The organism is Streptomyces sp. NBC_00490 (assembly GCF_036013645.1).
Taxonomy (GTDB): Bacteria; Actinomycetota; Actinomycetes; order Streptomycetales; family Streptomycetaceae; genus Streptomyces; species Streptomyces canus_F.
Map to the genome: position 1 here is coordinate 2754877 of NZ_CP107869.1, position 18336 is coordinate 2773212.

An 18336-nucleotide genomic window follows, 5' to 3' on the forward strand; every position below is an offset into this window, starting at 1 on the left:
CGCTTCGAACTGGCGCGGCCCGCTCGTACTCATCCCCCACGGCGCGGGCCGCGCCTGCACATCCAGCCAGAGCGATCCCTAGGAGAGGGCAATGGTCCCGGGTACGAACGACGGTGGGACGACAGCCACCGGAGGGCGGCTGCGTGCCGTGCAACTCGGCGGTTCCGCCGTTCTGTTGGCCATTGCCCTGACCGCCGGTTCCCTCGCCGTCGGCGCCCTGCGCGAGGACGGCCGTACGACTGTCGCGGCCGCGCCGAGTGCCATGTCGCCGGCGTTGCTCTCCAGCGGGGACCTGGACGCGAGCATCTCCTCGCTCCAGGCCCATCTCCGTTCCCAGCCGAAGGACTTCGGCGGCTGGGCCACCCTCGGGCTCGCCTATGTCGAGCAGGCCCGCACCAAGGGCGACCCCTCCCGTTACCCGCAGGCCGACAAGGCCCTGAAGCGGTCGCTGGAGCTGAAGGCCGGCAACGAGCAGGCCCTCGCCGGCCGTGCCGCCCTCGCGGCGGCCCGGCACGACTTCGCGGACGCCCTGAAGTACGCCGACCGGACCCTGAAGCAGAACCCCTACAACGAACGCGCCCTGTCCTCCCGTATCGACGCCCTCGTCGAGCTCGGCCGTTACGCCGACGCCGCGAAGGCCGCCGACACGGCGGACTCCCGCAAGCCGGGCATCCCCGTCTTCACGCGGTACGCCTACGTCCATGAGCTGCGCGGCGACGTGACCACGGCGAAGCGGGTGCTGAAGCAGGCCTTCGCCTCGGCCTCCACCCCCGGCGATGTGGCGTACGTCGCCACACAGCTCGGCCAGCTCGCCTGGAACCAGGGCGAGTACAAAGAGGCCCTGGATCACTTCGCGCGGGCCCTCGCCGCCGACGAGGACTACCTCCCCGCCCTCGAGGGCCGCGCCCGCGCGCAGGCCGCGAGCGGCGACAAGAAGGAAGCGGTCCGCGGGCTCGAGAACGTCGTCGCCCGCTATCCGCTGCCCGGCCCGCTCGTCGAGCTCGGCGAGCTGTACGCCGAGCGCGGCGACCAGGACCGGGCCGACGACCAGTTCGCCCTGGTCGACGCCTGGACGGCGCTCGCCCGCGCCAACGGCGTCAACGCCGACCTGGACACCGCGCTCGCCGCCGCCGACCACGGCGACAAGAAGGCGGCGCTGCGCGCGGCCCGCGCCGAGTGGGACCGCCGGCACACCGTGCACACGGCGGACGCGCTGGCCTGGGCCCTGCACGTCAACGGCGAGGACGAGGAGGCCCTGCCGTACGCCCGCCGGGCCACCGCGACCGGCTACCGCAACGCCTCCTTCCTCTACCACCGGGGCGTCGTCGAACGCGCCACGGGCCACGAGAAGGACGCCCGCACCCATCTCGAGGCGGCCCTCAAACTGAACCCCGGGTTCTCGACCCTGGGGGCAGGCCAGGCTCGCAAGGCGCTCAAGGACCTGGAGGCCGCCAAGTGAGGTCCCGCAGTCTGTTCACCTCCGGCGCGGCCGTACTCACGGCCGCCTGCGCGCTGGTGCTCCTCCCCTCCGCGGCCGCGAGCGCGCACCCCCTCGGCAACTTCACCGTCAACCGCTACGACGGTCTCGTCGCCGCCCCGGGACAGCTGCGCGTCGACCACGTCGAGGACCTCGCCGAGATCCCGGCGACCCAGGCGAAGCCGGACATCGAGAAGCTGGGCATGACCGGCTGGGCCGCACAGCGGTGCGAGACGGCAGCGCGGGACAGCGAGGTCACCGTCGACGGCCGTACCGCCGCCCTGACGGTCCGGGAGAGCAAGGCTCGTGTGCGGCCCGGTCAGGCGGGGCTCGACACCCTGCGGGTGGAGTGCGAGCTGACGGCACCGCTCCCCGAGAGCTCCACCGTCGCCCTCGGCTTCCGCAGCGCGGGCACGGACTCCGGGCCCGGCTGGCGGGAGATCACCGCGCGCGGCGACCGGATGACGCTGACGGCGTCGGACGTACCGGCGAAGTCGCTCTCCCGCGAACTGACCGAGTACCCGCAGGAGCTGCTCTCCTCCCCCGCCGACACCACGACGGCGGACCTGCGCGTACGCCCCGGCGGCCCGGCACTGTCCGAGGAGCGGGCGGACGCCCCGGCGGCCTCCGTCCTGCCCCGCGGTGCCGACCGCTGGACCCGGGCGCTGGACTCCCTGGTGGCCCGCCACGACCTCACCTTCGGCTTCGCCGCGCTGGCCCTGTTCATCGCCGTAGCCCTGGGCGCGCTGCACGCGCTCGCCCCCGGCCACGGCAAGACCCTGATGGCGGCGGTGGCGACGGCCCGCGGCGGCAAGGCCCGCCTCAAGGACGTCATGCCGCTGGCCGCGTCGGTCACGGTGACCCACACGCTCGGCGTGGTCGCCCTGGGCCTGCTGGTCACGGCGGGCTCGGGGGCGGCGCCCTCGGTGATCACCTGGCTGGGCATCGCGAGCGGGGTGCTGGTGACGGGGGCGGGGCTGACGCTCGTACGACGGGCCTGGCACCACCGCAGGCACGAGCGGGGCCACGGGCACACGCACGGGCCCTCCCATGAGCACGACCACGGACATGACCACGGACACGGCGACGACGGCGGGCACGGGCACGACCCTGCGCACGAGTCCGCCGCGGTCCCCGCGCGTCAGCTGGCCCTGGCCGCCGCGCACAACCGTGCCGCCACCGACACGCACGGCCACCCGCATCACTCGCACGACCATGGCCACGACGACGACCACAGCCACCCGCACCCCCACTCCCACCCCCACGCCCCTTCGCACACCGTCGAGCACACCCACGGCGGCTTCACCCACACCCACTCCACCGCCCCCACCCTCCGCGGCACGATCCTCCTCGGCTTCGCCGGTGGTCTGGTCCCCAGCCCCTCCGCGGTCGTCGTCCTCGTCGGCGCCATGGCGCTCGGCCAGGCGTGGTTCGGCTTCCTCCTGGTCGTCGCGTACGGCGTCGGTCTCGCGCTCACTCTCACCGCGGCGGGGTTCGCCGTCGTGAAGCTGGGTACCGGGATGAATCGGCTGCTGGAGCGGCGTCCCCGCTGGACCACGCATCCGGTGACGGCTCTGGTGCGCAGGTCCGCACCCCTGATGTCGGCGCTCCTCGTCGTGACGCTCGGGGCCGGATTGGTGCTCAAGGGGGCGGCATCCGCACTCGGCTGAGCTACTTTTGGGGAGAAATGACGCGAAGTCACGCGGAATTGCGAATGGGGGACGCCCGTGTCCGAAGATCCGGGCAGTGAACGGCTGATCGCGGGCCGCTATCGCCTCCTGTCCCCGCTCGGTGAGGGCGGCATGGGGACCGTGTGGCGCGCCCGCGACGAGGTGCTGCACCGTGAGGTCGCGGTCAAGGAGGTGCGCGCGCCCTCGGGCCTCGCGGGCTCGGACATCGAGCGGTTGTACGCCCGGCTGGAGCGCGAGGCGTGGGCCGCGGCCCGGGTCTCCAACCGCAACGTCGTGACGGTGTACGACGTGGCCACGCAGGACGGCCGGCCGTGGATCGTCATGGAGCTGGTCCGCGGTGTCTCGCTGGCCGACGTGCTGGACGCGGAGGGCCCGTTGCCCCCGCAGCGGGCCGCGCACATCGGCGCCGAGGTCCTCTCCGCGCTGCGGGCCGCGCACGAGGCGGGGGTGCTGCACCGGGACGTGAAGCCGGCCAACGTGCTGCTGTCGAACGACGGCCGCGTCGTGCTCACCGACTTCGGCATCGCCCAGGTGGAGGGCAGCTCGGCGCTCACGATGACCGGCGAGGTCATCGGCTCGCCCGAATTCCTCGCCCCGGAACGGGCGTTGGGCCGCACCCCGGGCCCCGAGTCCGACCTGTGGTCGCTGGGCGTGCTGCTGTACGCGGCGGTCGAGGGCAACTCGCCGTTCCGCCAGAACACCCCGCTGAGCACCCTGCGCGCGATCGTCGACGAGGAGCTGCCGACCCCGTACCGGGCCGGTCCGCTCACCCCTGTCATCGAGGGTCTGCTGCGCAAGGACCCGGCGGAGCGGCTGGCCGCCGACCGTGCCGAGCAGGACCTGCGGCTCATCGCGGCGGGGGGCACAACGCGGGCCGAACCCGTCCCGCCGGTCCCGTACGCACCGACGGTCGGCGGCTACCGGGAGGAGCCGCCGACGTCACCCTTCCCGACGGCGCCCACCTCCCCCACGTCGGCCGCTGCGACGACCAGGGCGTCCTCCGGGCCTCCCGACCGCAACCGCCGTGCCGCGGTGGTTCTGATCGCGGGCCTCGCCGCTCTGGCGTTCGCGATCGCGGGGCTGACGTACGCCCTGCTGAACGGCGACGACAACGAGGGCGACCAGGGGAACAACGAGACGAGCCGGTCGACGGGTGAGAGCACGCCGACCGAGACGGACGAGGACAGCGAGGAGCCGCCGCCTCCTTCCACTCCGGACAGGACCACGACGAGCGCTCCAGCGCCGGTGACCGTCCGGGCCACGCTCACGGGGGCGAACACCGAGTACAAGGGGACCTGTCCGCCGCCGAACGCCGAGGCGCCCGCCTTCACGGCGACGATCACGGTGAGCCGGGTGCCGGCGGAGGTGCGCTACCGCTGGGTGTCGTCGGACGGCGATGTCATGGACAACGGCTGGAAGACCCTGTCGTTCCCGGCGGGCGGCGGCACCTCCAAGCAGGACAAGGTGGTCGCGACGACGAACAACGACAGCGGGACGTTCGAGAGCGACATCAGTGTCGAGGTCCAGGACCCGCAGCACGTGACGTCCAACTCGGTGCCGTTCTCGGTGACGTGCGAGACGGAGACCCCGACGGACGGGGCCTCCTCCCCTTCTCCTTCGCCTACCGAGTGACGGGTCAGGCCGCGCTGTTCAGTACGGGCAGATAGCCGCCGGACTGACCGGCCGCGGTGGGGTGGTACGACTCACCGATGTTGAGCCAGTTGAGGCTGTGCAGCCAGGCACTGCCGGAGCAGAGCTCGTGACCGGTGAAGGTGGGGCGGACGTCGCCCCAGGTGAAGCCGTGGTTCGCGGCGCGTTTCTGGATGGCGGTGTCGAGATGGTCGGCCGCGTCGTTGATCGCCTTCCGCTTGGTTTCGGAGAGGCCGACGCAGGTGGTGCCGAGCTTGTAGAAGCGGGGGTAGCCGAGGACGACGACGTGGGCGTTCGGGGCGCGGGTGCTGATGGCCGAGTAGACGTTGTCCAGTTGGCCGGGCAGCGTCGCGTCGACGTAGGCCCTCGCGGTGTTGATGCGGGACAGGCAGGAGCTGTCGGACTGGAGCACACAGGTGGTCATGACGTCGGAGAAGCCGGCGTCGTTGCCGCCGATGCTGATGGAGACCAGAGCGGTGGCGCTGTTCAGCGGGGCCAGCTGGTTCGCCAGAACATCACCCGTACGAGCGCCCGAGCAAGCCGTGAAGGCGAACGACGAGGGTGAGTTGGCGGCGGCCCAGAGGTAGGGGTGCGCCTTCGTGCTGCGCTTGCAGTCGCCGCTGGAGGAGATGTAGCTGCCGGCGCCCACTCCCGAGGAGTAGGAGTCGCCGAGGGCCACGTACGGGCCTGTGGCGGCCTGCGCGGGGGGTGCCCCCGCCAGTGCGGCGCCGACAGCGAGGAGGAGCGTGGTGACGTAAGCGGCAAATCGGGAACGTCTCATGGAACCTCCCTTTAGCAGGATCTCTGCCTCAACCGTCGTAGCAACTACGCGTGTTGACGGGAAGTGTCCATGCCAAGACTTTTCTGTCCTTACTCACCGCGTCCGCATATGTTCATGGCGTGTTTGATTGCGCGTACATGACAGATTTGTTGACAGCCCCTCAACTCCCTTGATCTACCCCCGTAGATCACCCAGTCTTTACTCCAGCCCGGGACGGGAACGCGACGTTCCGGGTCGTGTGCGCGATCACGCGCGCACCCCCCCACGGACGCGCGCCCCACACGAAACGCGCGTCGCCTAAGAGGAGGACTCCCTCGCATGGCACCACTGCGTAAGTTCCGGTTCGCCGCGATAACCAGCCTGGCGACCGCCGCCCTCGTGGGCGGACTCACCACCCTCCCCGCCGAGGCCGCTCCGGCCGAGGGCAAGGTCCTTGCCGCCGGCTCCCCCACGGCGATCAAGGACAGCTACATCGTCACCCTGAAGAAGGGCTCCACCGGCTTCAGGTCGACCTCGGCCGCCGGAAAGAACCTCGTCAAGGAGTACGGCGGCGCGGTCAAGAAGACCTTCGGCACCGCCCTGAACGGCTACTCCGTCACCCTCTCCGCTGCCGAGGCGAAGAGACTCGCGGCGGACCCGGCCGTCGCCTCCGTCGAGCAGAACCAGCGCGTCCACGTGGACGCCACCCAGTCCAGCGCCCCCTGGGGCCTCGACCGCATCGACCAGGCCGCGCTTCCGCTTTCGGGCACCTACACCTACCCGGACACCGCGGGCAGCGGCGTGACGGCGTACGTCATCGACACCGGTGTGCGCATCACCCACGCGCAGATCAGCGGCCGTGCCTCGTACGGCTACGACGCGGTCGACGGCGACACCACCGCCTCCGACGGCAACGGTCACGGCACCCATGTGGCCACCACGATCGCGGGTTCCACCTACGGTGTCGCCAAGAAGGCGAAGATCGTGGCGGTCCGGGTGCTCGACAACGCCGGCTCCGGCACCACGGCGGGCGTCGTCGCGGGCATCGACTGGGTGACCGCCAACCACTCGGGCCCCTCCGTCGCCAACCTGTCGCTCGGCGGCGGCGCCTCGACCGCCCTGGACACGGCGGTGCGCAACTCCATCGCCAGCGGCGTGACCTACGCCGTGGCGGCCGGCAACAGCAGCGCCAACGCCTCCTCGTACTCCCCGGCCCGGGTCACCGAGGCCATCACCGTCGGCGCCACCACCAGCACCGACGCCCGGGCCAGCTACTCGAACTACGGCTCGGTCCTGGACATCTTCGCGCCGGGCTCCTCGATCACGGCGGGCTGGTACACCAGCGACACCGCGACGAACACCATCTCCGGCACCTCGATGGCCACCCCGCACGTGGCGGGCGCGGCCGCCGTCTACCTGGCGGGCCACACCTCGTCCACCCCGGCCCAGGTCGCCACGGCCCTCACCGGTGGTGCCACCACCAACGTGGTCACCGGCCCGGGCACCGGTTCGCCGAACCGGCTCCTGAAGCTCGTCCCGTGACGCTCCCGCACCGCACCACCTGAACGGCCGTTCCCCGGAGGCGACTTCCGCCTCCGGGGAACACTTGTCCCATTGTCCGTACCAGCCGCGATACGCACCCTTTTCGGTCTTGACGGCCCCGGCGCCCCTGCGCGACATTGAAGCCTCGCATCCGGCGCTTCGGGGGGCAAAGTCGCCAATGCAGACGATACGTGCCAAAAGATCTTCAACGGACACCGAGCAGGCGCGGACAGGACCGGAGAGGGACCTCTCGCCACTGCTCGCGGGAGCCGCGACGGCGGTCGGCGGGTTCGGCGCGATCCTCGCGCTCGTGAACTCCGACTCACCGCTGCGCGGCCCGTTCACCCTGTTCTTCCTGCTGATGGCACCGACCGTGGCGATCGCCGCCGCGCTGCGCGGCCTCGAACCGCTCGGCCGGGTGCTCGCCTCGCTCGCGGGCTCGGTCGTCGTCAACATGCTGGTGGCGCAGGGCATGCTCGCCACGCACCGCTGGTCCTGGCGCGGCGGGATCGTGGCCGTGACCGCGATCAGCGTCCTTCTTCTCCTGCTGGTCTGCGTACGGCGGCGAGGCGGCCGTACGACGACGGGACGGACTCCCTGACGTGGACATCAGCGTGTACCGCCCCGGCGAGCTCAGCGCCGCCGACCGGGCGGCGTGGACGTCGTCGCAGTCCAAGGCCCATCTGCAAGGATCGCCGGAGCTGGCGAACCCGTTCCTGTCCCCCGAGTTCGCGCTCGCGGTGGGCCGGTACCGGCGGGGCGTGCGGATCGCGGTGGTGCGCGAGGGCGGGGAGCCCGCCGCGTTCTTCCCGTTCCAGCGAAGCGTCACCGGAGTGGGCCGGGCCGTCGGACTCGGCGTCTCGGACGCCCAGGGTCTGGTGCACCGGCCCGGGTTCGGGTGGGACGCGCAGGAGCTGCTGCGCGCCTGCGGGCTCGCCGTATGGGAGTTCGACCACCTGGTGGAGGGCCAGGAGGCGTTCGCGGTCGGGGCCACCGGCAGCTTCGCGTCGCCGGTCATGGACGTCGACCAGGGCTACGAGGCCTATCTGGCCCATCTGCGCTCCCACGCGCCGAAGTTCACCAGGACCACGCTCGCCAAGGAGCGCAGGCTCGGCCGGGACGCCGGCGAGGTGCGCTACGTGCACGACGAGCGGGATCCGGCGGCTCTGCGCACCCTGATGGGCTGGAAGTCCGCGCAGTACCGCAGGACCGGGCGCAGCGACCGCTTCGCGCACGAGTGGATCACCCATCTCGTGGAGCGGCTGTTCCACACCCGCTCCGATCCGTTCGCGGGGATCCTGTCGGTGCTGTACGCGGGCGGCAAGCCGATCGCGGCGCACTTCGGACTGCGTACCGAACGGGTGCTGTCCTGCTGGTTCCCGGCGTACGACCCGGCGTTCTCGAAGTACTCGCCGGGCCTGGTGCTGCATCTGCGGATGGCGGAGGCGGCCGCCGCGGACGGCATCGCGTACCTCGATCTGGGGCGGGGCCAGAAGGAGTACAAGGACTCCCTGAAGACACGGGAGATCACCGTGTCGGAGGGGTGGGTGACCCGGCGTCACCCGGTCGCACTCGGGCACAGGGCGCGCCGCGCCCCGGTCCGGGCGCTGCGCAACACCGTCCAGTCGCGGCCGGAGCTCTTCGAGCCGGCGGACCGGATCCTCAAGAGGATGGGAAGGATCCGCTCGCGGAGCCAATAGGTTCCGTAACGGTCAAACCATCAAAAACGTGAGGCCTGGTTCCAGGTCTTGCCATACGGGTTCAATCGTCAATACCGTCGTACATCTCACCCGCATCGGAACGTCACCCAGCGGTACTAGGGGAGGGCTCAAGGACCGCGACGGACCGGGGCGGGGCGCGGTAGGGGGGTGCCGTGCTCGGTGATCGCACTGGTGACCGAGTCGTGCCGCGCGACCGGCGGCCTTTTCCGTCGTCGGCCGGCTTTGCCAGCTCACCCGGGCGTGCTCGGAGATCCCTTTCGGCATGCCGCAGGTGAAACAACCCCCCTTTCGAACCGGACAACAGCCGGGCCGCCCAGGGGCGGGCGGTCCAGCCGGACGAGAGGGAACCAGACTCATGAGCTCTGTTCTGCGCTCGGCGACCACGGGCAAGGATCCGTCCACGGCCGCGAAGTACCGGCCCGTCTCCACTCACCTGGCCATCGCGCCACCGGTGAGTGTCGTCATTCCCGCCATGAACGAGGCGGAGAATCTTCCGTACGTCTTCAAGACCCTGCCCGACTGGATCCACGAAGTGATCCTGGTGGACGGGAACTCCACCGACGACACCGTCGAAGTGGCCCGTGGGCTGTGGCCCGAGGTCACAGTCGTCAAGCAGCGCGGCAAGGGCAAGGGCGACGCGCTGATCACCGGGTTCGAGGCGTGCACCGGCGACATCATCGTGATGGTCGACGCGGACGGCTCGGCCGACGGCAACGAGATCCTCAGCTATGTCTCCGCCCTGCTCTCGGGCGCGGACTTCGCGAAGGGGTCCCGGTTCGCCAACGGCGGCGGCACGGACGACATGACCTTCATCCGCAAGCTCGGCAACTGGGCGCTGTGCACGATCGTCAACCGCAAGTTCGGCGCCCGCTACACGGATCTCTGCTACGGATACAACGCGTTCTGGCGGCACTGCCTCGACAAGATCGACCTCGACTGCACAGGCTTCGAGATCGAGACCCTGATCAACATCCGGGTGGTCAAGGCGGGCCTGAAGGTCCAGGAGATACCCAGCCACGAGTACCTGCGCATCCACGGCACGAGCAATCTGCGTGCCGTGCGCGACGGGTTGCGGGTGCTCAAGGTGATCCTCCGCGAGCGCTCCAACCGGCGTGAGCTGCGCCGCCAGGCCCATCACTCCCCGATGCTCGACTCGGTCCGGGGAGAGGTGTCTTGAGCGGTCCCGACATCTCCGTCGTGATCTGCGTCTACACCGAGGACCGCTGGGAGGACATCCTCGCGGCGGTCTCCTCGGTCGCGGCGCAGTCGTACCCGGCGCGGGAGACGCTGCTGGTCGTCGACCACAACGCGGCGCTCCTGGACCGGCTGACCAAGGAGTACAAGGAAGCCGACGAGGTGCGGGTGCTCGCCAACGCGGGCCCCCGCGGCCTGTCCGCGGGCCGCAACACCGGGATCGCCGCCTCACGCGGCGAGGTGATCGCCTTCCTCGACGACGACGCCGTCGCCGAACGGGACTGGCTGCGCCACTTCGCCGCGGGGTACGCCGATCCGCGGGTGATGGCCGTGGGCGGCCGTACGGTGCCGATCTGGGCGTCGGGGCGCCGTCCCGCCTGGTTCCCCGAAGAGTTCGACTGGGTGGTGGGCTGCACGTACAAGGGGCTGCCGCCGGGCCTGGTCCGCGTGCGCAACGTGCTCGGCGGCAACGCCTCGTTCCGCCGCACGGCGTTCGACGCGGCCGGCGGTTTCGCCACCGGTATCGGGCGGGACGGCGACAAGCGGCCGCTGGGCTGCGAGGAGACCGAGCTGTGCATCCGGCTCACCCGGGCCAGACCGGACGCGGTCCTGCTGATCGACGACCGGGCGGTGATCCACCACCGGGTGCCCGAGGCGCGTGAGCACTTCGGGTACTTCCGCACGCGTTCCTACGCCGAGGGACTGTCGAAGGCGCTGGTGGCGCGCAGCGTCGGCGCCGACAAGGGCCTCGAGTCCGAACGCCGTTACACGACCCGGGTGCTGCCTGCCGGGGTGGTGCGCGCACTGCGCGACGCCGCGCTGGCCCGGCCGGGGGGCGCGGGCCGCGCGGGCGCGATCGTCGCGGGGGTGCTGACGGCCGCCGGTGGGTACGTGGTGGGCAGTGTCCGGGCCCGCAGGGGCGGCGCCACGTTCCAGGTGGCGCGGATCGAGGGGGACGCGCATGGGTGACGCACGTGTGCCGATTCTCATGTACCACGCGATCGCGGCCGACCCGAACGAGGCGACCCGCGAACTGTCCGTGACCCCCGAGGCGTTCGCCCGTCAGATGGAGATCGTCGGCGACCTGGGACACACCCCGATCACCACCGCGCAACTGGCGGCGAGCTGGCGCTCGGGCCGTCCGCTGCCCGAGCGGCCCGTCCTGGTCACCTTCGACGACGGCTACGAGGGTGTGCACCGGCACGCCCTGCCCGTGCTCGCCAAGCACGGCTTCGCGGCCACGCTGTTCGTGTCCACGGGATGGCTGCGCGGCCCGCACGACAACGGCCACGCCCTGGACACCATGCTGGACTGGCCGCAGGTCCGCGAACTCGCCGCGCAGGGCGTCGAGATCGGCGGGCACAGCCACACCCACCCGCAGCTGGACCAGCTCGACGACGACGCGCTGCGCCGTGAGCTGATCCTCTGCAAGGAGATCGTGACGGACCGACTCGGCACCGTCCCCTCCTCGTTCGCCTACCCGTACGGCTACTCCAGCCGCCGGGTGCGCGAGAAGGTCCGCGAGACGGGGTACGCCCAGGCCCTCGCCGTCGGCAACGGGCTCGCCCGGCGCCGCCAGGGGCCGTACGCGCTGCTGCGGGTCACCGTGCGCCGCGGCACGGACGCCGAGGAGTTCCGTCGGCTGATCGAAGGCCGGGCCATCGCCCGCAACTTCGCCCGGGACCGCGCGTTCACCAAGGGGTACGCCATGGTCCGCAGAGCACGACAGGTCCGCCGAAAGGCCATCCGTTCCCGTGTCTGACACGACGACCACCCCTGAGGCCACCGAGCCCGCGACCAAGGCTCCCGAGCAGCCGGGGCGCCGCTTCCGGCTGCCCGGGCTCGGCCGCTCGCCGGGCGGCAGCCAGCTGTTCCGCAACGCCTACGCCCTGATGCTGAACACGGGGATCTCCGCCGTGCTCGGCCTCGGCTTCTGGCTGGCCGCGGCCCGCTACTACTCCGAGTCCGCGGTCGGCCAGGGCTCCGCCGCCATCGCCGCGATGAAGCTCCTCGCGGGACTGACCGCGGTGACCCTGACCGGCGCCCTGGCCCGCTTCATCCCGGTCGCGGGCCGGGCCACCGGTCGGCTCATCTTCCGTACGTACGCGGGCAGTTCGGTGGTCGTGGCGCTGGCCGCGGGCGTCTTCCTGCTCACGCTGGGCCTGTGGGGGCCGTCGTACAGCTTCCTCAACGATCCCGCGCACGCCCTGTTCTTCGTGCTCGCGGTGGTCGCCTGGTCGGTGCTGACCCTCCAGGACGGGGTGCTGACCGGGCTGCGCAGCGCGCTGTGGGTGCCGGTCGGCAACACCGTGTTCTCCGCGGTGAAGCTGGTGCTGCTGGTCGCCTTCGCCACCGCGATCCCCACCATGGGGGTGTTCGTGTCGTGGGTCGCGGCCATCGCGGTGTCGGTGGTACCGCTGGGCTGGCTGGTGTTCCGGCGGCTGGTGGCCCGGCATGTGAAGGCGACCGAGAACCGCGCGCGACCGCCGTCGGTGAAGGAGATCGGGCACTTCCTCGCGGGCGACTACACCGGCTCCCTGTTCTCGCTCGCCGTGGTCTACCTCGTCCCGGTGATCGTCGCCTCGCAGGTCAGCTCCGAGGACAACGCGTACTTCTACATCACCACCACGATCGGCGGCACGGTCAACCTGCTCGCCATCAACATGGGCGCCTCCCTCACGGTCGAGAGCTCCCACGACCCGGGCCGGCTCGCCTCCAACACCCGCGCGGCGCTTCGGCGCATGGCCCGGATCATGCTGCCGGTGTGCGCGGTCCTGTTCTTCGGCGCGCCCTGGATCCTCGGTGTCTTCGGCTCGGGCTACGCCGACGCGGCGACCCCGCTGCTGCGCTGGTTCGCGATCGGCGCGGTGCTGCGGGTCGTCATGGAGACGTACTTCGCGGTGCTGCGCGCACAGAGCCGCACCGCCGGACTGGCGTGGCTCCAGGGCCTGTTGTGCGCCCTGGTGCTCGGACTGACCCTGGTGCTGCTCCCCCGTATGGGGCTGACCGGCGCGGGTGTCGCGGAGATCTCCTCGCTCGCGGTGATCGTGGCGATCGCCGCACCCAAGCTGTACAAGATCCTCAAGGCCTCCCCCGCCGGGGCCGTCCCCGAGGACGCGGCGCCCGACGGGGACCTCGCCGACCTGGGGACCCGCGAGGCCACCGTCCCGCTGGGCGTCCGCAGGCGCGGGCCCGCCTGGGCACTCGACCAGGACACGCTCGGCCTCGGCATCCACGTCGACTTCGACCACCTGGAACGCCGGCCGGATGTGCGTCCGGGCCCGGGCACCCCGCCCACGGGCACGCCCGCGGTGCGTCCCCGGCCGCATGCCGAGCCGCACCGGCCGACCTGGGCGAAGCTGCCCGAGGTGGGGCTGCCGGTGGAGGCGCGGGAACCGGGTTCCGAGGCGTCGCTGGGGCCGGTCCAGACATCGTCCGGGGTGCCGTCCGAGGCATCTTCCGAGGTGGAGGTGGACGCGCCGTTCGAGGCCGCCCGTCCGGACGTACGGGAGGAGCCGCCCGTACCCGAAGAGGTGCCGCTGTCCGAGGAGCCGCCGCTCCTGTCGTGGCGCGAGCGCCTTCAGCCCAGCCGGGTCGGGGTGGTGCTGGGCAGTCTGCTGACCGCCGCGCTGCTGCTGTACTGGGTGCCCGCGCTGCGCCTCGGCGAGACGGACCTCGACGAGATGGGCGGGCTCGGGCTGGTCTCCGTGCTGCCGCTGCCCACGCTGGTCGGCGCCGCGCTGCTGGCCGTGGCCTTCGCCTCGCTGCTGTGGCTGGCCCGCGAGCACAAGGCGCTGCTGCTGATCACGCTGCTGGCGACGGTCGTGTCGCTGCACGCGCTGCCCGCGGTGATCGAGACGGAACCCCGGTTCGCGACCGCCTGGCAGCATCTGGGCTTCCTCGACTACATCGACCGGACCGGCTCCGCCGTGCCCGACCTGGACGCGCGCTGGAGCTGGCCGGGCTTCTTCGCGGCGGCCGCGTTCGTCGCCGAGGCCTGCGGGGTCACGGACTTCACCGAGGTGATCCGCTGGTGGCCGCTGGCCATCCAACTCCTCTATCTGGCCCCGATGTTCCTGCTGGTCCGCTCGATGCGGGCGGGCTGGCGGGCCAAGTGGACCGGCCTGTGGGTGTTCGTGCTCAGCGGCTGGGTCGGCCAGGACTACTTCTCCCCGCAGGGCTTCACGTATCTCCTCTATCTGGTGTTCGCGGCGCTCCTGCTGGTCTACTTCCGCGCCCCGCGCGTGCTCTGGACCAAGAAGCGGCCCGGCGAGGCGGAGGTCGAGCCGACGAACCGGCGCCAGCGCGCCGTGCTGCTGATGGTCGTCATAGGGCTGTTCGCGGCGAGCGTCCCGGCCCACCAGCTCACCCCGTTCGTGATGCTGGGCCTGCTGGCGGCCCTCGTGATGATCGGCAAGTCCGAACTGCGCGGCCTGCCCATCCTGTTCGCCGTCATGGTGGCCGTGTGGGTGGGCTTCATGGCCGAGCCGTACTGGTCCGGGCACTTCGACGAACTGTTCGGCGGGGTCGGCGGCGTCGGCGGCAATGTGCAGTCGTCGGTGGGCGGCCGGATCGAGGGCGGCAGTTCGACGCACAAGCTCGTCCTCTACACCCGGGTGCTGCTGGCCGGCGGGGTGATGGCGTTCGCGTGCTGGGGCTGGTGGCGCCGGCGCGACCACCACTACCGGGAGCGCTCGCTGCTCGTCCTGACCTTCGTGCCGTTCCTGGGCTTCGGCATGCAGTCCTACGGCGGTGAGATGGCGCTGCGGGTCTTCATGTTCGCCCTGCCCGGCGCCGCCCTGCTGATGGGCCTCGCCCTGTTCCCGCGCACCGGGATCACGGCGAAGGAGCGCGACAAGGACCGGGTGAGCCTGGCTCCGCTGGCCGCCCTCATGGCGGGTCTGCTCCTCATGGGCGGCTTCCTGATCGCCCGTTGGGGCAACGAGCCGTTCGAGCGGATCCGGCCCGGCGAGGTCGCCGCCATGGACTACGTGTACGCCCACGACGATCCGACGGTACGGCTGCTGTGGCTGAGCAACGACACGGTCGACAACGTGACGCCGGCGATGCCGTGGGGCGCCCGGGACATGGAGAGGATCGAGTATGTCCCGACCCTCGCGCCGACCGACCCGGTGCTGGTGTCGAGCCTGGTCAAGGCGCTCAGTGACGCGGGGCCGAACTCGTATCTGATGATCAACCGCAGTCAGGTGACGTATCTGGAGCTGGACGTCGGCTACTCCGAGACGTGGGAGCCACGGCTGATCCGGAACCTGGACAAGCGGGCGGAGCTGAAGAAGGTCTTCGTCAACGCGGACGTGACCATGTACGCGCTGGCCAAGCAGCCCGCGGGCAAGGCGCCGAAGGCGGATCCGGGCGCGATCGGGCCGCAGGTGACCTGGACGCCCTGGTCGGTGGTCGGGGGTCTCGCGGCGCTGGCGCTGATCGTGCTGCTGACGGCACGCGAGGTGGTCCGGGTCGCGGTCCGGCCGAGCGTGCGGCAACTGCGGTGGCTGCAGAGCAGCTTCTGGTTCTCGCTGCCGCTGCTGGCGGTGCTGCTGGCCTCGCTGGTGCAGCGGTTCATGACGATGAAGTGAGGGCGGTCGCGGTGCCGGTGGTCGAGTGGCTCAGCGGCTGAGCCACTTGACCTCGTAGGCCGCCATGTCGAAGGTCTTGCCGTCCACCTTCGCGCTGATCTGCCGGTCGAGGGTGTTGACCACCAGGACCGTGTCGTCGGTGGCGAGGATCCGCACATGGGGCACGTCGTCGGCGGCGACGGACACCGTCCGGTACGACGTGCCCGGCGGGAACTCCTTGCTGAACCGGCTGACCAGATCGAAAATCGGCAGCTTCTGCCCGCCGTCCTTGCCGCTGGTCGGCGTCCAGAGACAGCCCGCGCAGTCCGTGCCGTTCTCGTTCTCCGGGTTCCAGTAGAAGGCGGAGGTGGTGCCGCCCTTGGCCAGCGCGATCATCCCGGCGGCCTGCACGGCGACGCGACGGTTCTCGGACCAGCCCTCGCGCTCGTCCCTGCTGTCGGCGGGTTCGACGTAGTACTCGGCCCACCACAGCGGCAGATCGCCGCTCTGCTCGCGCACCCACCGGCTGACCGCGGTGAACTTGTCGGTCGCCGCGAACTCGTCCGGCAGCAGCTCGTCGTCGTTGGTGTAGCTGGAGCCGTCCACGACCACGAAGTCGGCGCCGGCCTTGTTCTTGTTCCAGTAGTCGAAGGCGTCGAGGACCCGCTGGTCCATGGCGCCCCACGGGCCCTTGAAGGTCTTCGAGGCGTCCTCGGAGCGCGGGTCGAGACTGTCCATCACCAGATACGGCCCGCCGACCATGATCTGCGGGTTGACCTTCTTCAGCGCCCGGTGGACGAGGTTGTAGAGCCGGGTGTAGCCCTCGTAGTCCCAGCGGGCCTCGGCATCGTTCCAGAAGCCCTTGAACTCGTTCCAGACGATGAAGTGCCGGACGTCCGGGTAGCGCTTGGCGACCGTGGCGGCGAGCGCGGCGTAGTCCTCGAAGTGCGCGGGCTCCGGCGCGGTCTCCAGCGAGGACTGGCTCCAGTCGGTGTTGCCGACGCCGGACTCGCCGCCCTTCATCCAGTCCGGGGCGCAGCACAGGGTGACGACCGGGGTGGAGCCGGAGGCGCGGATGAAGTCGATCCGGCGGTCCATGTCCTCGAAGTCGTAACGCCCCTCGACCGGCTCGGGGTTGTCCGCGCCCCAGCCCATGACGTGCTGGTTCTGCGGCAGCCCGCCGAGGTCCGCGAGCCGCCCCTCGACCCGCTCGACCGCGGTGGCGGCGCCCTCGTCGGCGCTGAACTGGGTGTGGGTGAAGCCCCACCCCACCTCGGGGTTCTCCGCGTCCGGCGTGCTGGTGGGGGTGCCGTGCGCCTTGCTGCCGTTGCGTGTGGTGCCGTCGGTGTTCGCGCTGTTGCCGGGAAGCGTGTTGAGGAGGGTCACGACCAGGGCCAGCGCCGCCGCACCCACTCCGAGCAGTGCGGTGAGCCGCCACCGCCGTGCCCCCGAATTCCACCCATGACGTCCCATCGAGGGCAACAGTAATCGGGGGGCCACAGCTACGGCAGAGCTTTGAGATGTACAGCTCTGTAACAGGACGGAGGCCCCGTAAACGGTCTCACCCGACACACCGGACGCAACGCGGAAACCGGATGCATGCGACGCCTTCGTGCCGGATCATGGCGGGCATGTCTGCCAACCTTCACGACGCTCTGCCGATCCGGCTCAACGTCGACGACAGCGACTCGCCGTCCGACGTCGTCGACGCGCTGTTCCTCGGCCGCTTCGCGACGGGCGAGCAGCCGTACTCGCACGCGGCGAACATCGACCGGGTCCGGTCCGGGGCGACGTTGCTCCCGGACCACGCCCGGGTGCTGCGCATCGCCCGCGACGACGACCGCAGCGCGACCCTGGCGGAGGGCGACGGCTGGACCCTGCTGGTCTCCCGCTGGAACCGCGGCGCGGACGTCACCGTCACGGCGACCAGCGCCGAGCTCGCGCAGAAGGTCCTCGACCAGGCCACCGAGGGCGCCTCGGACGAGCCCGAACCGCAGCCCGAGAACGTGAACATGGGGTTCTGGTACTACTCACCGCGCCGCGGCCCGCACCGCACGACCCGGCAGATCGCGGCCGGCACCTGGGACGAGGTGCGGGAGAACTACACGGCGCCGGTGGCGGAGGCGATGCAGAGCCTGATGGGCACGACCCCGGAGGGCATCGCGGGCCGGCTGCTCCTGCTGCACGGCCCGCCCGGCACCGGCAAGACGTCGGCGCTGCGGACCCTGGCCCGGTCCTGGCGGGACTGGTGCCAGGTGGACTGCGTACTGGACCCCGAGCGGCTCTTCACCGACGTCGGCTATCTGATGGACATCGCGATCGGCGAGGACGACGCGACGGGCAAGGGCCGCTGGCGGCTGCTGCTCCTGGAGGACTGCGACGAACTGATCCGCGGCGAGGCCAAGCACACGGCGGGCCAGGCCCTGTCGCGGCTGCTGAACCTGACCGACGGCCTGCTGGGCCAGGGGCGCAATGTCCTGGTCGGGGTCACCACCAACGAGGACCTGGAGCGTCTGCACCCGGCCGTCGTCCGCCCCGGCCGCTGTCTGGCCCGCATCGAGGTGGGCCCGCTGACCCGCCGCGAGGCGATCGACTGGCTGGGCACGGAGGAGGGCGTGGGCCGCGAGGGGGCGACGCTGGCGGAGCTGTACGCGCTGCGCCGCGGCACGTCGCCGACGGCACTGCCGGAGCCCCGGGGCGACGCGGACGCGGGGCTGTATCTGTAGTG

General features: G+C 71.2%; 13 protein-coding genes. 11 read left to right on the forward strand and 2 right to left on the reverse strand.

Annotated features, from left to right (window positions below):
• The first annotated feature begins 91 nt into the window (after positions 1–91).
• Genes OG381_RS12355 through OG381_RS12365 form a run of 3 tightly spaced genes read left to right on the forward strand, consistent with a single transcriptional unit; the run spans position 92 to position 4800 of the window.
• A complete protein-coding gene (locus tag OG381_RS12355) occupies positions 92–1459 on the forward strand; it encodes a tetratricopeptide repeat protein (RefSeq protein ID WP_327716151.1) in 1368 nt (455 codons plus the stop codon).
• Positions 1456–3147, forward strand: a complete 1692-nt coding sequence (locus OG381_RS12360) for a nickel/cobalt transporter (protein WP_327716152.1) — start codon at positions 1456–1458, stop codon at positions 3145–3147. The genes OG381_RS12355 and OG381_RS12360 overlap by 4 nt, the downstream gene beginning before the upstream one ends.
• 57 nt (positions 3148–3204) lie before the next feature.
• Positions 3205–4800 (forward strand): serine/threonine-protein kinase, encoded by a 1596-nt coding sequence (locus OG381_RS12365; protein ID WP_327716153.1) that lies wholly within the window; start codon positions 3205–3207, stop codon positions 4798–4800.
• Positions 4801–4804: 4 nt separating this feature from the next.
• On the opposite strand, the gene OG381_RS12370 is transcribed toward OG381_RS12365, so the two are convergent.
• A complete protein-coding gene (locus OG381_RS12370) occupies positions 4805–5599 on the reverse strand; it encodes an SGNH/GDSL hydrolase family protein (protein ID WP_327716154.1) in 795 nt (264 codons plus the stop codon).
• A gap of 318 nt (positions 5600–5917) precedes the next feature.
• Here OG381_RS12370 and OG381_RS12375 point away from each other — a divergent pair, with 318 nt between their 5' ends.
• From OG381_RS12375 to OG381_RS12405, 7 genes are all read left to right on the forward strand, one after another.
• The gene (locus OG381_RS12375) at positions 5918–7120 is read left to right on the forward strand and encodes a S8 family peptidase (RefSeq protein WP_327716155.1); all 1203 of its coding nucleotides are present in this window, start codon (positions 5918–5920) and stop codon (positions 7118–7120) included.
• 178 nt (positions 7121–7298) lie between these two features.
• Positions 7299–7721, forward strand: a complete 423-nt coding sequence (locus tag OG381_RS12380; RefSeq protein ID WP_327716156.1) for a hypothetical protein — start codon at positions 7299–7301, stop codon at positions 7719–7721.
• A 1-nt stretch (position 7722) separates the two neighbouring features.
• Positions 7723–8820, forward strand: coding sequence for a GNAT family N-acetyltransferase (locus OG381_RS12385; protein ID WP_327716157.1), 1098 nt, complete (start codon positions 7723–7725; stop codon positions 8818–8820).
• A 376-nt stretch (positions 8821–9196) separates the two neighbouring features.
• Positions 9197–10018: a glycosyltransferase family 2 protein gene (locus tag OG381_RS12390; protein WP_327716158.1), complete on the forward strand. Its 822-nt coding sequence runs from the start codon at positions 9197–9199 to the stop codon at positions 10016–10018.
• Positions 10015–11004, forward strand: coding sequence for a glycosyltransferase (locus tag OG381_RS12395; protein WP_327716159.1), 990 nt, complete (start codon positions 10015–10017; stop codon positions 11002–11004). Before OG381_RS12390 ends, OG381_RS12395 begins: the two co-directional genes overlap by 4 nt.
• Positions 10997–11797 carry a polysaccharide deacetylase family protein gene (locus tag OG381_RS12400; RefSeq protein WP_327716160.1) on the forward strand — a complete coding sequence of 267 codons (801 nt, stop codon included), beginning with the start codon at positions 10997–10999 and terminating at the stop codon, positions 11795–11797. Before OG381_RS12395 ends, OG381_RS12400 begins: the two co-directional genes overlap by 8 nt.
• A complete protein-coding gene (locus tag OG381_RS12405) occupies positions 11790–15629 on the forward strand; it encodes a lipopolysaccharide biosynthesis protein (RefSeq protein ID WP_327716161.1) in 3840 nt (1279 codons plus the stop codon). Before OG381_RS12400 ends, OG381_RS12405 begins: the two co-directional genes overlap by 8 nt.
• A 30-nt stretch (positions 15630–15659) precedes the next feature.
• Here the strand turns inward: OG381_RS12405 and OG381_RS12410 are convergent, their stop codons facing one another.
• A complete protein-coding gene (locus tag OG381_RS12410; RefSeq protein WP_327716162.1) occupies positions 15660–17081 on the reverse strand; it encodes a GH39 family glycosyl hydrolase in 1422 nt (473 codons plus the stop codon).
• 158 nt (positions 17082–17239) lie between these two features.
• On the opposite strand from OG381_RS12410, the gene OG381_RS12415 reads away from it, so the two are divergent.
• Positions 17240–18334, forward strand: a complete 1095-nt coding sequence (locus OG381_RS12415) for a DUF5925 domain-containing protein (RefSeq protein ID WP_327716163.1) — start codon at positions 17240–17242, stop codon at positions 18332–18334.
• The last annotated feature ends 2 nt before the right edge of the window (positions 18335–18336 follow it).

What these genes read in the sequence shown, in the direction of transcription:
- OG381_RS12355 (WP_327716151.1), top strand. Translation starts at nt 92, where the DNA reads ATGGTCCCGGGTACGAACGACGGTGGGACGACAGCCACCGGAGGGCGG.
- OG381_RS12380 (WP_327716156.1), top strand. Translation starts at nt 7,299, where the DNA reads ATGCAGACGATACGTGCCAAAAGATCTTCAACGGACACCGAGCAGGCG.
- OG381_RS12370 (WP_327716154.1), bottom strand. Translation starts at nt 5,599, where the DNA reads ATGAGACGTTCCCGATTTGCCGCTTACGTCACCACGCTCCTCCTCGCT.
- OG381_RS12415 (WP_327716163.1), top strand. Translation starts at nt 17,240, where the DNA reads ATGTCTGCCAACCTTCACGACGCTCTGCCGATCCGGCTCAACGTCGAC.
- OG381_RS12400 (WP_327716160.1), top strand. Translation starts at nt 10,997, where the DNA reads ATGGGTGACGCACGTGTGCCGATTCTCATGTACCACGCGATCGCGGCC.
- OG381_RS12390 (WP_327716158.1), top strand. Translation starts at nt 9,197, where the DNA reads ATGAGCTCTGTTCTGCGCTCGGCGACCACGGGCAAGGATCCGTCCACG.
- OG381_RS12375 (WP_327716155.1), top strand. Translation starts at nt 5,918, where the DNA reads ATGGCACCACTGCGTAAGTTCCGGTTCGCCGCGATAACCAGCCTGGCG.
- OG381_RS12410 (WP_327716162.1), bottom strand. Translation starts at nt 17,081, where the DNA reads ATGGGACGTCATGGGTGGAATTCGGGGGCACGGCGGTGGCGGCTCACC.